Annotated in this window: 10 protein-coding genes; 1 reads left to right on the top strand and 9 read right to left on the bottom strand. The window is 68.9% G+C overall.

The annotated features are described in order from the left end of the window. Positions 1-5: 5 nt before the first annotated feature. The 7 genes from J2851_RS26125 to J2851_RS26095 all read right to left on the bottom strand — a co-directional run bounded on the left by J2851_RS26125 (position 6) and on the right by J2851_RS26095 (position 8,917). The gene (locus J2851_RS26125) at positions 6-2,330 is read right to left on the bottom strand and encodes an ATPase, T2SS/T4P/T4SS family (protein WP_209769980.1); all 2,325 of its coding nucleotides are present in this window, start codon (positions 2,328-2,330) and stop codon (positions 6-8) included. Further along, the gene (locus J2851_RS26120; RefSeq protein ID WP_209769978.1) at positions 2,327-3,964 is read right to left on the bottom strand and encodes a bifunctional serine/threonine-protein kinase/formylglycine-generating enzyme family protein; all 1,638 of its coding nucleotides are present in this window, start codon (positions 3,962-3,964) and stop codon (positions 2,327-2,329) included. The genes J2851_RS26125 and J2851_RS26120 overlap by 4 nt, the downstream gene beginning before the upstream one ends. An 8-nt stretch (positions 3,965-3,972) precedes the next feature. After that, a complete protein-coding gene (locus J2851_RS36400; protein ID WP_209769976.1) occupies positions 3,973-4,593 on the bottom strand; it encodes a type IV pilin protein in 621 nt (206 codons plus the stop codon). Positions 4,594-4,669: 76 nt separating this feature from the next. Next, positions 4,670-5,374, bottom strand: coding sequence for a hypothetical protein (locus J2851_RS26110; RefSeq protein ID WP_209769974.1), 705 nt, complete (start codon positions 5,372-5,374; stop codon positions 4,670-4,672). Positions 5,375-5,390: 16 nt separating this feature from the next. Beyond that, positions 5,391-5,858, bottom strand: coding sequence for a hypothetical protein (locus tag J2851_RS26105; RefSeq protein WP_209769972.1), 468 nt, complete (start codon positions 5,856-5,858; stop codon positions 5,391-5,393). 18 nt (positions 5,859-5,876) lie between these two features. After that, complete coding sequence (locus J2851_RS26100) at positions 5,877-7,760, bottom strand: secretin N-terminal domain-containing protein (protein WP_209769970.1); 1,884 nt, start codon at positions 7,758-7,760, stop codon at positions 5,877-5,879. Between the two features lie 338 nt (positions 7,761-8,098). After that, positions 8,099-8,917 carry a prepilin peptidase gene (locus J2851_RS26095; RefSeq protein ID WP_209769969.1) on the bottom strand — a complete coding sequence of 273 codons (819 nt, stop codon included), beginning with the start codon at positions 8,915-8,917 and terminating at the stop codon, positions 8,099-8,101. Positions 8,918-9,285: 368 nt separating this feature from the next. On the opposite strand from J2851_RS26095, the gene J2851_RS26090 reads away from it, so the two are divergent. Beyond that, complete coding sequence (locus tag J2851_RS26090) at positions 9,286-10,968, top strand: methyl-accepting chemotaxis protein (protein WP_209769968.1); 1,683 nt, start codon at positions 9,286-9,288, stop codon at positions 10,966-10,968. Between the two features lie 17 nt (positions 10,969-10,985). On the opposite strand, the gene J2851_RS26085 is transcribed toward J2851_RS26090, so the two are convergent. Both J2851_RS26085 and J2851_RS26080 read right to left on the bottom strand, forming a co-directional pair. After that, the gene (locus tag J2851_RS26085) at positions 10,986-11,354 is read right to left on the bottom strand and encodes a response regulator (RefSeq protein ID WP_209769967.1); all 369 of its coding nucleotides are present in this window, start codon (positions 11,352-11,354) and stop codon (positions 10,986-10,988) included. A 5-nt stretch (positions 11,355-11,359) separates the two neighbouring features. Further along, positions 11,360-13,252, bottom strand: coding sequence for a PAS domain-containing protein (locus J2851_RS26080; RefSeq protein ID WP_209769966.1), 1,893 nt, complete (start codon positions 13,250-13,252; stop codon positions 11,360-11,362). Positions 13,253-13,317 lie beyond the last annotated feature (65 nt).

The following is a 13,317-nucleotide window of genomic DNA, read 5'->3' as shown; positions in this document are numbered from 1 at the left end:
CCCCGTCAGTAGGTTTCGCCCAGGACGCGGAGGACCTCCGCGTGCGTGGTGAGGCCGGCCTCGATCTGATGCAGCCCGTGGCTGATCAGCGTCGTCATGCCGGCGTCGCGCGCCGCGCGCCGCAATTCGTCGGCGTTGAAGTTGGGCGCCATGATCATGGAGCGGGCGGCGTTCGTCATTTCGAACACCTCGAACACGGCGTGCCGGCCGAGATAGCCGGTGTTGCGGCACTGCACGCAGCCCATGCCCTGGGCATAGCTGGCGTCGTCGCCGATCTCGATTCCGAGGCTCGCCAGCCGTTGGTCGCAGATGCCGTCGTCCATCAGCTGGCGGCGCACCTTGGTCCCCGGCACCCGGGCCTCGCAATGCGGGCAGACGGTGCGCACGAGGCGCTGGGCGATGGCCAGCGTCAGCGCGTTGGCGACCAGGAAGCGGTCGATGTCCATGTCCAGCAGGCGGGTGACCACGCCGACCGCGTCGTTGGTGTGGATGGTGGAGAAGACGATGTGGCCGGTCAGGGAAGCCTGGATCGCCATGGCCGCCGTCTCCGTGTCGCGGCACTCGCCCACCATGATCACGTCGGGGTCCTGACGCAGGATGGTGCGCAGGCCGGACGCGAAGGTCAGGCCGATGCGTTCGTTGACCTGCATCTGGTGGACGCCTTTCAGCCGGTATTCCACCGGGTCCTCCACCGTCAGGACGTTCCTGGCCTTCCGGTCGATGCTGCCCAGGCAGGAATAGAGCGTGGTCGTCTTGCCGGACCCCGTGGGGCCGCTGATCATGCACAGTCCGAAGGGCGCGTTCAGCTTCTCGTACAGCAGGCGCAGGTCGCGCGGCATCATGCCCAGATGTTCCGGCGACGGGCGGAGCGCGTTCTTGTCCAGCAGGCGCAGCACCAGCTTCTCGCCGTAGATGGTGGGGTAGGACGACACGCGCACGTCGATCGGGCGGCCCTGGATCAGGGTGCCGATGCGGCCGTCCTGCGGGCGGCGCTTTTCCGCAACGTCCATGCCGGAGATGATCTTGATGCGCGACGACAGCTCCGGATGCATCGCGATGGGAAGCGAGCTTTCCTCGTGCAGGATGCCGTCCACGCGGAAGCGGAACAGCAGGCAGTCTTCCAGCGGCTCCACATGGATGTCGGACGCCCCGTTCATGGCGGCCTTCTGGATGTGGTAGTCGACGATCTGCGGGATGTCGCCCCGCTCGATCTCGATGGCGAGCCGCTGCTGTTCGTCCGCGGACATGTCGATGACCAGCAGGTTCACGCTGCCGTCGTCGTCGGACCGGTTCTTCAGGCGCCGGAGCGCGGCCTTGAACACCGCGGGCATCACGAGCTTCCGGGCGTGGCTCTCGCCCGAACAGCGCTCGACCCAATCCTGGAAAACGAGGTCGAAGGGATCGATGGTGGCGTAGCAGGGCTTGCCGTCCTCCGCCTCCAGCAGCACCGCCCCGCGGCGTTCCGCCTGCGCGAAGGACAGCCAGGGCGTCGCCCTGGCCTTGGCGATCAGCTCCCTTTCCGACTCGATCAGCATCAGCCCGTGGGTGAAGGCGACCAGCCGGTAGATGTCGTCGATGAACCGGGCCTGGGGATCCTCGGCCACCGCGCGGAAGAAGGTGATCCCGGAATCCCGCGCCCCCTGCGACAGGGACAGCGCGCGGGCCTGGGTCAGCAAGCCGACGTCCACCAGCTGGCGGGCGACGCTGCCCAGCGCGATGTCCGGGTTCGGAGGCGTTGCCGTGCTGCGCCGCTCCACGGCGGCGTCGGCCGGCGGGACGGGCTCCGTGGTCATCCGGTCTACACCCGGTTGCGGCCGGTCGAGGAGGGCCGCGTCGGGAAGGTGCCGGCCGATGCGAAGATCCCGGCTTCCGCTTCCGAGAAAAGGCTCCGCCGCGAGCGCACCGTCCGGCGGGATAGGCTCGGTGTCCACCGTTGGCGGAGCCGTCCAGGTCTCGCCGGAACCGGCGGCGTGGAAGATGAAGGTCAGCTGCGTGGCGCCGAGCTTCACGCGGGCGCCGTCGGCTAGCACCACCGGCCGGTCGCCCACGGGGGTGTCGTCCAGGCTGGTTCCGTTGGCGCTGTTCAGGTCCGCCAGCGTCCAGGCCCCCTGCTCGCCGTTCCAGGCCACGACGCAATGGCGGCGCGACACGTGCCTGTCGGGAACCGCAACGTCGACCAGCGTGGCGTTCGCGTCGGAACGTCCGACCACATAGCGTTCGGACTCGCCGCCGAGGTCGATCGTCTCCTCCTCCCCGCGGGGCAGGCGCATGAGGATGCGGATGGCGGGGCGCGCCTGGGCAGGAACCGGGTTCGGCGCTTCGGTCGTCATGCCGTCGGGTTCCCATCGTCGTCCGCGGCATAGGCCACGCGGAACCCGAAGTCCCAGCGCCGCTCGTCCGGAGCCGCCCAGTTGCGGAAGGCGCAGCGGCCCTGCACGGAAAGGCTTTCGAAACTGCCGCCGCGCAGCACCCGCGGTCCAACCGGCCCGTCGTTGACCGGGTCCACGACATCCTTCGGGATGGCGCGGAGGAAATCTGGATCGTAGATGTCCCGGCACCATTCCCAAACGTTGCCACACAAATCGCCGATGCCCAGCGGGTTCATCCCCAACGGGAAGGATCCTACGGGCGTGGTGTTCCGCGCGGCGCCATCGATGTTCGCGACGGCCGGTCCCGGCGGGTCGGAGCCCCAGGGATACTCCACCAGCGGCACGCCACCGCGCGCGGCGCATTCCCATTGCACCTCGGTCGGCAGGAACCCCCCGGCCCAGCGGGCGTAGGCCGTCGCCTCGGCGTGGGTGATCCCGACCACGGGATGGCTGGCGAAGTTTCCGGTGTTGCGGTGGGGCAAGGGGGGCAGGGCGTGGCCGGTCGTCTTCGCGAAGGCCTCGTAATCCGCGTGGGTGACCGGGTAGGGGTCAATCAGGAAGGGTGTGACGCGCACGCGGCGTCCAGTCCCCTCGTTCTTTCGCGCCTTGCTCCCGGCGTTGGAACCGACGTTGTAGTCGCCGCCTTCCACGCGGATGGCGCGCGACCGGCGGCCGTCCGTCCGCGCGCCCTGTCCAACCCAGCCCTTTTCGACCAGCCGCACCGTGTCGAGCGCGGCGAGCACCTCGCCCGCGGTCTGGAAGCGCCGGTCCGGCTCGTACTCCATCAGCCGGAGGATGATGCGGTCGAGCGCCGGCGGCACCGCGGCGTTGCGCCGGCTCGGTGGTTCGATCTCGTCGATGGGGATGCGCGGCACCCGGCCGGTCTGCTTGACGTCCTTCAGGGAGTTGGGCGGCACCTCTCCCGCGAACAGCTCGTAGGCCATCACGCCCAGCGCCCACAGGTCGGCCCGGCGGTCCACCGCCTGCGGGGCGAGATACTGTTCGGGCGCCGCGTAGCGGAAGGACAGCCACACCATGCTGTCGGCGGATGCCTTGCCCAGCAGAGCAAAGCCGAAGTCCATGATCACCGGCTCGCGGACGTTGTCGTTCCGCAGGACGACGTTCTCCGGCTTCAGGTCGCGGTGCACGATCTCCCGGTGCGCCACCGCCAGCGTTTGGGTGAGCGTGCGCAGCAGGTCCAGCCGCTGCGGCGCGGTGTCGAGCAGGGCGTTGGCGTTTGACTTCATCCAGTCGCGCAGTTCGCTTCCCTCCACGATGTCCATGACCACGCCAACCCCTTTCTCCCCTTCGTATAGGTCGTGGACGGAGCAGATGTTCGGGTGGCGGAGGCGTCGGGAGATCACCACCTCGGCGGACAGGCTAGGCAGCAGCATCCGGCGCTGCTCCGGGTCCGACAGCCTGTCCGCGCGCAGCACCTTTATGGCGACGTCGTAGCCGAGCGCGTCGTCGTAAGCCTTGTAGACGGTCGAGGTCCCCCCCTCGCCGAGCCAGCGCCAATCCCGGAAGCGGGCGGAGCCCGACACCAGCACGGGCCCGTCTGCCGGTGCGGAGGTGAAAAAGGGGGGATGCGTCATGGGCGGCCTCAGGGCGCGATGGCGGACGGGGCCGATGCGGCCGCCGCGCTCATCGTGACGGCGGGGCAGGCGCCCGCGGCCAGCAGCGCCATCGTCGCGTTGCCGGAGATGAAGCTGATGCGGTTGTAGGGGCCGTCCCATCCGGTGGCCCCGGCGGCGATCTCCGTGCTGGTGTCGCGGTTGGAGAACAGGACGCCGCCGGGGTCGTAGGCGCTGCAGATGCCCGAGGTGACGGCCGCGGAGCAGCGCTGTGCCACGATGCAGACGCCCAGCGCGCGCGAGGTGGCGTTGGCCGAGACGCCGACGACGTAGCGCCAGCGGCTGTTCGTCGGGATGGACACGGTCGGGATGACCGTGTCCACGCAGTTGGTGGTGCAGCCGTTGATCGCCTGCTTGTTGTTGACCTGGCCGGCCAGCGTGTCGGCGGCGATGGTCGGGTTGGCGTCGACGTAGCCCTGCACGCTGCGGGCGATGTCGGCCATGCGCTCCGCCGGCTCGCTCGTCTCGGCCTGCCGGACGAAGCGGGTAAGCTGGGGGATGCCGATGGAGGCGAGGATGCCGATGATCGCCACGACGACCATCAGCTCGACGAGCGTGAAGCCCTTTTGCGTCTTCGCGCTGGCGTTCATGGATGCTGCTCCTTGCTTCGGCACCGGTGTCGCCGGGCGGCTGTCATCTGTGGGCGCCGGTCATGTGTGGGCGTAGTCATTTGAGGCTGTAGGCGGTGAGCACGCGCGCGTTGTCGGGCGCCTCGCCGTACTTGAATTCCATGCGCACGTAGTTGCGGACCGCCGGCGCGTACCACCAGCGCTCGTAGGCGGTCCAGTTGCCGGTCGTGCTGCGCGTGCGCATCACCAGGATGACGGCGTCGAAGGTGCCCGCGGGAACGGTGATCGTCTCGGTTCCTTCGACCGTCCACGACGTGCGGTGCCGGACCAGCACGCCGTTGCGCATGTACTCGCGCCGGAAGACCACGGGCTCGCCGGGCGGGACGGTGTAGAGGCGCTGCGGGTCCTCGGACTGGAAGACGACCTGGCGCAGGGCGTTGCGCGACTGCAGCTGCTCGCGGAACGGCCCGCGCGCGATGTACCACTGGCCGGGCGCGTCGGTGCGCTGGAAGCGCGCGGCGGGGCCGTTGACCTCCGTCACGCGCATGCCGTAGCCGTCGCTGTACTGCCACGTGTCGCCCACACGCCATTGCGGCGGGGCCAGGGCGACCGCCGGGCGGGCGGGGGTGCCCGGCGGGCGGAGCGCGACGGCGGATCCGGCGTCGGCCGCTGGCGTCACCACGGCCGCCGTGCCCATGGCCGCCGTGCCCGTGCCGGTCCCCGTGGTCTGCACGCAAGCGGTCAGCACGGGGGCGGTCAGCACGTAGGCGGCGGCGAGGGCGGCGAGGGGGACGGGCCTCATCGGTCGGAGTCTCCAGTCAGAACAGGGCGGCAAGCGTGTCGGGAAGGCCGAGAAGCCCGTGCGCCTTGTCGGACAGGCGCACCCACTCGCCGGAGCCTGTGCCGCCGGCCTCGCGGATCGTGTAGCGGAACAGCATCGGGGGCAGCGTGCCGCGGTTGAGCGCGGCGGGGGCCGTGAAGGCGCGGATGACCAGCGCGTTGCGCGGGTCGCTGTAGGCGTCGAAGACGAAGTCCCCCTGGGCGATCGTGACGCCGAGCTGGTTCGCCGCATCGGCGGTGCTCTGCGGCAGCGAACTGAAGATGACGAAGCGTTCGCGGTTCCCGAACATCCGCCTTTCGGCGTCCGCGATCAGCAGCACCTGCTTCTCCGCGCCGGCCCGCGCGGCCCCGGCCATCAGGAGGTCCAGCAGCGGCGGTGCCAGGACGGCGGCGGCCAGGGCGAGGATGCCCACCAGGACGTTGATCGAGGTGATGATGCGCAGCATGGCCGTGCCCCTTCCGCTTCACTCGTCCTCTTCGATGAAGGACGGGTTCAGGTCGATGAGCTGGCTTCTGGACTGCACGTCCTGCCGCATCTCGGCCAGCCTCGCGCGCTGGCCGTCCAGGTAGCGGTGCTGCGCGATGTCCTGGGCGAACTCGCTGTTCGGCTGCACGATCCGGGGCGTGATGAAGAAGATCGTCTCTTCCAGGTCCGACACCGAATTGCGCGACTTGAACAGCTCGCCCAGGAGCGGGATGTCCGACAGCAGCGGCACGGAGTCCTTGCCTTCGATGCGGGTGTCGTTCATCAGGCCGCCCATGACGAAGGTCGCGCCGTTGCGGATGATGACCTGGGTCTGCACCTCGTTGCCGGTCAGCGTGGGGCGGCCCTGGGCCAGGGTGATGTCCTTGTCCGACGCGTTGATGTTCAGCCGGATCTGTCCCTGCTCGGCGTTGTCCTCCTGGCCGATCAGCGACGGCGTGATGTTCAGGATCAGGCCGGCCTTGACCTCCTGGAAGCCGCCGGGCGCGTTCGGGGCGGGGGGGATCGCCAGGTACTGGGTGCGGTCGTTGGTGATCTTGGCGTTCAGGTTGTTCAGCGTGGTGACGCGCGGTGCGGCGATGGTCTGCAGCTTCTGCGCCTGCGACAGCGCGTTGATCTGCGCCTGCAGGGCGACGTCGCTGCCGCGGAACACGAAGCTGGCCAGGGAGCCGCCGAGCGTGGTCGGCAGCAGGGTCAGCGGGTTCAGCGGCTGGACGGGGGTGGAGACGAAGGACGTGTTGTTGATCTGCGTCGACGTCCCGCCCGCCCCCGTCTGGCTGGTGATCTGCGAGGGAACCTGCTGCTGCGTCGCGTTGGTCGGCGCGACCAGGTTCTTCTGGTCGATGCCGGTGGAGAAGGCCGACCCGTAGGAATCGCCCTTGGAGGTCAGCAGGGCGGCCCCGCCCCAGCGGATGCCCAGTTCCTCCGCGACGCCGCGGCGGGCGCGGACGATCATCACCTCGATCTCCACCAGCGGCAATGGGCGGTCAAGCCGCGCGATCAGCTGCTCCACGTCCGCGATGGCCGTCGGCGATCCGCGCACGATGACGGCGTTGGAGCGCGGGTCGATCGAGATGACCGGCGGCACCAGGCCGAGTTCGCGGCGGATGCGGGCGAGTTCCTCGACGTCCTGGCTGCTGAGGCCGGCGGCGCTGGCCGACTTGGCGGCCGCCTCCGCGGCGGCGGCGGCGGCGTTGGCGGCGCTCGCCGCTCCGCCCTTCGTCTCGTTGATGCCCAGCAGCGTGCGCAGCGTGTCGTCCAGGCCCGGGATGGTCACCGTCTGCCCTTGGAAGATCTGCGTCGTCGGACCGACGTTGGCGTAGCGGACGGTGATGACCTTGGTCTGCGTGCTCAACACCTCCTGACGCAGGCGCGCGCGCGCCTGGGCGCGCTCCTCGCGCTCCCGCGCCTCGGCGTCGGCGGCCCGGCGCTGCGCGTCCTCGGTCCCGCGGGCGGTGTCGGTCTGCAGGCGCTTGTCCAACTCGGCGTTGCGCGCCTGTTCGGCGCGGTCCAGCTGCTGCGCCAGCTCCTCCAGGCGGGAGACCTGCTCGGGCGTGCCGCGCAACAGGGCGATGCCGTTGACGTCGTCGACGACAATGTCGCCGCGCAGGCCCAGCCGGGCCTTCGCGCTCTGGAACTGCGACGCCGTGGCGTGGGCCAGCGTGATCAGCCGGCCCGGCAGCGACGCCGACAGGGTGACGGTCCGGGTGGTCTCGTCGTACGTGTATTCGAGGTTGTTTTCCTGGACGATCTTGTTGAACGCCGCCTGGAGCGGCATGTTGCGGAAGTTGAAGCTGACCCGGCCGTCCACACCGGGGCGGAAGCTCACCTGCGTGTCGTTTTCCTGCAGGATGCGGCCCAACACGACGCGTATGTCTTCGTCAAAAAATTCGCGCTCAAAAAGTTGATATTTCCATGTTATGTCCGCTGCGTATGCGGGAAGCGATAAACAAACGGCGGTCGCGCACAATGCAAAGGTGATGATCTTACGAAATTCATAGAATATGGACTTCATAGGACCAATCCCGTCCTTTTTTACATGCATTCATATGCAAAAAGTAAACCGCATAGAAGTGATTCGTAACAGTGCCGATCAACTTAGTCAACGCGATCTCAATAAGTTAAAGAAAATCAACGATAACTTTCAAAATCATACATATGAATGCTTTTTGCTGTTCAGCGCGTGAAGGAACGGGTCCTTTCCTATTTGAATACGAAAGGAAGTGCTGGAAGAACGGTGGCCAAATCCTTGCCGAACAGCAGGGCGATGACCCCTCCCGCCGCGAGGAACGGGCCGAAGGGGATGGCGGCGCGGCGGTCCAGGCGGCGGGCTGCGATCAGGGCGATGCCGGTGAGCGCGCCGATGGACGAGCCGAGGAACAGAGTTGCGCCCAGCCCCTGCCAGCCGACCCACGCGCCAAGGGCGCCCAGGAGCTTGGCATCGCCGCGCCCCAGCGCCGGCCGCCCGTAGGCACGCTCCGCGAGCGCCTCGACGACCCGCAGCGCGAGATAGCCGGCGGCGGCCCCGCGCACGGAATCGGCCGGGCCGACGAAGGGTCCGCCGCAGGCTGAAACCAGGAGCCCGGACCAGAGCAGCGTCAGGGACAGCGCGTCCGGGATCAGCCCCGACTCCAGGTCGGTGACCGTGATGGCCAGCAGCAGCCAGACGAACAGCGCCCCGGACAGCGCGGCGACCGGGCCCGGCGGCAGCAGAAGGCCGAACGCCACCGGCAGCAGGCCGCCCAGGATCTCGACCGCGGGGTAGCGCCAGCCGATGCGCCGGCCGCACCCGGCGCATCGCCCGCGCAGCAGGAGGAAGCTGACGACCGGCACATTCTCCAGCGCGCGGACGGGGCGCCCGCAACCGGGGCAGGCCGACGGCGGCCAGGCCAGATCGTAGCGCCCTTCGGCGCCGTTTCCGGCGCGCTCGATCATGATCGGCAGGCGGTGGATCACGACGTTCAGGAAACTGCCGATCATCACCCCCGCCAGGGCCAGGGCCGCCCATGACTCGATGCCCATTGCTGCACGCTTGCTTGTAAACGAAAAGGAGAAGCGTTCGGGCCGGAGCGGCGAATACTTATGAATGCCGTAGCCGCAACACCGCGATTATCGGAAATTGTCGTCCGATCGGCAACGGCGCTGCGGAAATTTGCCGCACGGATGTGCAAAGGCGTGGGGCGCGCCGCCGCTCAGCGGGTCGCCCGTTCCACGATGTCGAAGCCGACGTCGACCACCTTGGGCGCGCCCGAAAATATGACATTTGGGTTGCATTTGATTTGATCACTTTTGATCGACGTCAAGGGCGCCCGGCGCAATCTGTGCGATCCGTGACGGCTGGCGGGAGTGGGTCATTTCCGCCAGCCATCATCGAATTCCGGTGTTCCTCCATGAACAGCATCAGCATCAAGGCCAAGCTGGCCGCCGTGTTCGCGGCCATGTTCCTGCTCGTCATCGGGCTCGGCGTCTTCGCCGGATCCCGCCTGGCCATCGTCAACGACGTGGCGCGGGATCTCGGGACGAACTGGTTGGTCGGCATGCGCTATGCCTCGGCCGTCAGCATCGACTTCGGCAAGTTCCGCATCGCCGAGTCCCGCCACATCCTGTCCACCGACGAGGTTGGAAAGACCAAGGTCGAAAAGGACCTGGAGGAGCGCCTGTCGGTGATACGCGCCGACCAGGCCAAGTACGAGCCGACCATCACGCCGGGCGCCGAAACGGCCGTGTACCAGGAGGTGAAGGCGGCGCTCGCCGAATATCTGGCGATCCACAAGGAACTGCTCGCCCTGTCGCGCCAGAACGACGGCCAGAAGGCGGCGGCGCTCTTCATGGGCCGGTCGCGCGAAGCCTACCAGAAGGTGATGGACGGGCTGGACCGCATCATCACGATCAACACCAACGGCGGCGACGCCGCGGTGAAGGCGGGCGAGGACACCTACGACCACGCCAAGGTCATGACCGGGCTGATCGTCGCTCTGGTCGGCCTGCTGGCCGCGGGGGCCTGGCTGCTGATGCAGCTCAGCGTGTCGAAGCCGGTGCAGACCATGACCGGCGCGATGACCCGCCTCGCCGACGGCGATGTCGGGGTGGAGGTGCCGGCGCTCGACCACAAGGACGAGATCGGGGCGATGGCGCGGGCGGTGCAGGTGTTCAAGCAGAACCTGATCCGCAACCGCCGGATGGAGCAGGAGGCGAAGGAGGCGGACGAGCGCGCCCGGGCGGAGAAGCGGCAGGCCATGCTCGACCTCGCGCGCCGCTTCGAGGACCGCGTCGGCGGCATCGTCAACAGCGTCGGCAGTGCCGCGACCGAGCTTCAGGCCACCGCCACCCAGCTGTCCGCCGCGGTGGAGGAGGTCAGCAACCAGTGCGTCGCCGTGGCGGCAGCGTCGGAGCAGGCCAGCGCCAACGTCCAGACGGTCGCCGCGGCGTCGGAGGAGATGTCCTCCTCCATCCAGGGCCTGTCGGAACGCGTCTCCCTGGCGGCCAGCCGGTCCAAGGCGGCGGCCGACGGCGCCGGCCTGGCGCAGCGGGAACTGGACGCCCTGTCCACGGCGATCGAGCAGGTGGACCAGATCGTCGCGTCGATCAACGCGGTGGCCAGCCAGACCAACCTGCTGGCGCTGAACGCCACCATCGAGGCGGCCCGCGCGGGCGAGGCCGGGAAGGGCTTCGCCGTGGTGGCGAGCGAGGTGAAGAATCTCGCCAACCAGACCCACACCATGACCGACCAGATCGCGTCCAACCTGTCGGCGGTGAAGAGCGCGTCGTCGCGCACCGTGGACGCCATGCGCACGATCATCGGGCAGGTCGCCGACATCGACCGTTCCACGGCGGAAATGGCGGCGTCGGTGGAGCAGCAGAGCGCCGCCACCGGCGAGATCAGCCGCAACGCCCAGCAGGCGGCAACCGGCACGGTGGAGGTTTCCCACAACGTGTCCGGCATCCAGCGGGCGGAGGCGGACACCAGCGGCGCCACCAGCAACGTGAAGACCGCCTCCGACGAGTTGGCCCGGCAGGCGGCCCTGCTGAAGTCGGAGGTCGACGCCTTCCTGGGCGAGATCCGCGCGGCCTGACGCCGCGCGGCCCCCCTTCAGAAGTCCTTCGTCGTGGCGATGTCCTCGAACAGCAGGGACAGGCGCCGGGTCAGCTCCGACGGGCTGACCGGCTTCGCCACGACCGCGGTGTAGGGGGCCGACAGGTCCACCTCCCCGGCATAGCCCGTGACGATGATGGCCGGCAGGTCGGCCCGGCGCTGGCGCAGGCGCGCCAGCATCTCCCCGCCGTTCATGCGCGGCATCCGGAAGTCGGTCACCACGGCGTCGGCGGGGTCCTGGGCGTCCGCCTCCAGCCCTTCGAGGCCGTCGGTCGCCAGCGTGACGCGGTAGCCGGCCATTTCAAGCGTCGCCTGGAACAGCGTCGCCACGAGGACCTCGTCCTCGACCAGAAGGATGTGCGTCACCGGGTTCAGCCCTTGCTCCGCGCGCTGTTGAGCGTGGCGCGGATCCGGTCGGCCAGTTCGGTGCGTCGGTAAGGCTTGTTCAAGATTTGGACACTCGGGCCAAAGACGGTGTTCGAGGCGGCGTTGTTCGAGGCGGGGTTGTTCGAGGCGAGTTCGTCGGTGTAGCCCGTGGTCAGCAGCACCGGCATGTCCGGAAACCGCTCACGCACCCGCTGCACCAGCACGAGCCCGCTCATGCCCCCCGGCATTACCAAATCCGTGAACAAAAGATCAACTGGATCCCGGCCCGGACTCCGAACCGACTCCCGAACCGATTCCCGGTCTGTCTCCTGGGCCGCACCCCGGGCCTCCAGCACGGCCAGCGCCTCCTCCCCGCTGCGCGCCGACAGGACGCGGTAGCCGAGCCCGCGCAGGTACCCTTCGGCAAGGCCGCGGACGTCGTCGCTGTCCTCCACCAGAAGGATCGTCTGGGCATCCGGCGCGGGCGCGCCCTGGGGCACCAGATCCGGCTGGGGCGGGACGGCGCGCTCCACGTCCACCGGGAAGAGCATGCGCACGGTGGTGCCGCTCCCGGCCTCGCTTTCGATCTCCAGCCGGCCGTTCGACTGCTGCACGAAGCCGTGCACCATCGACAGGCCGAGGCCGGTGCCGGGTTCCTTGGTGGTGAAGAAGGGCTCCGTGGCGCGGCGCAGCACCTCCGGCTCCATGCCCGGCCCGTCGTCGTGGACGCAGAGCACCACATACTGGCCCGGCGACAGATGATGGGCCGGGGCGTTGCCGTCCAGCGCCAGCGTGGCGGTGGCGACCGTGACCCGCCCGCCCTTGCTGACGCCGTCCTGCGCTTGGCACTGCCCCTGCCCCTGTCTCTGGTCCTGCCCCTGGCCCTGGCCCTGCCCCTGGCCTCGTATGGCGTCGCGGGCGTTGATCAGCACATTCAGCAGCGCCATTTCCAGCTGGACCGGATCGACCGTGCAGCTCGGCAGCCCCGGCTTCAGGTCCAGCCGCAGGTCGACGTCGTCGCTCATGGTCTGCAGCAGCATGTCGCTGAACTCGACGATCAGCGTGTTCAGGTTGATGCGCTTGGGGTCGAGCCGCTGCTTGCGCGCGAAGGCCAGCAGGTGCTGGGTCAGCTTGGCGCCCTGCTGGGTGGCGCGGTCGGCGTTCTCGATGGCGCGCTTCAGCAGGTCGTCGCCGCCGGTGCGGGTCGCCGCCAGCTCCAGGTTTCCGGCGATGACCTGGAGGAGGTTGTTGAAGTCGTGCGCCAGCCCGGCGGTCAGCTGGCCGATCGCCTCCATCTTCTGGGCCTGCTGCATGGAGCGTTCCGACGTCCGCCGCTGCGTGATGTCCACCTGGGAGGCGAACCAGTACAGCTGCTCCCCGCCGCTTTCGTCGAAGACCGGGCCGATGAACAGCGCGTTCCAGAAGGGCGTGCCGTCGCGCTTGTAGTTCAGGATGTCCACGGCGATGGCGCGCTGCTCGCGCAGGGCGTTGCGGACCTCCGCGACGGTGTCCGGATCGGTCTCCGCCCCTTGGAGGAAGCGGCAGTTGCGCCCCAGGATCTCCTCCTCCTCGTACAGCGTCATGTCGAGGAAGGCGCGGTTGACGAAGACGATCGGCTGGTCCGGCAGGCGCGCGTCGGCGACGACCATCGGCATGCGGGTCATCTCGACCGCGGCGAAGAAGACGCTGCTGCGGTCCTCCAGGCCGGGGCGGGAGATGTAGGACTTCTGCCAGTGCAGGACGCCGGGGTTTCCCAGCGGCGTGACGCTGTGCCCCTCATGCTCGCCGGCGGCCGGCAGGCCGGCGCTCTGCCCGCCGCCCTGCACGTCGAGCGGCTCCCCGTCGCCGGGGCTGTCGGGGCCGGGCCGTTGCAGGTCGTCGTCCGGGCCGTCGGTCATCGGCCGCCCCCGCATCGGCCGCTCCCGCCTCGTTTGCGCCCGCCATGCCGGCACTGGAATGGCTG

The organism is Azospirillum rugosum, assembly GCF_017876155.1.
Classification (GTDB): domain Bacteria; phylum Pseudomonadota; class Alphaproteobacteria; order Azospirillales; family Azospirillaceae; genus Azospirillum; species Azospirillum rugosum.
This window is presented reverse-complemented; position numbering and strand designations above follow the sequence as displayed.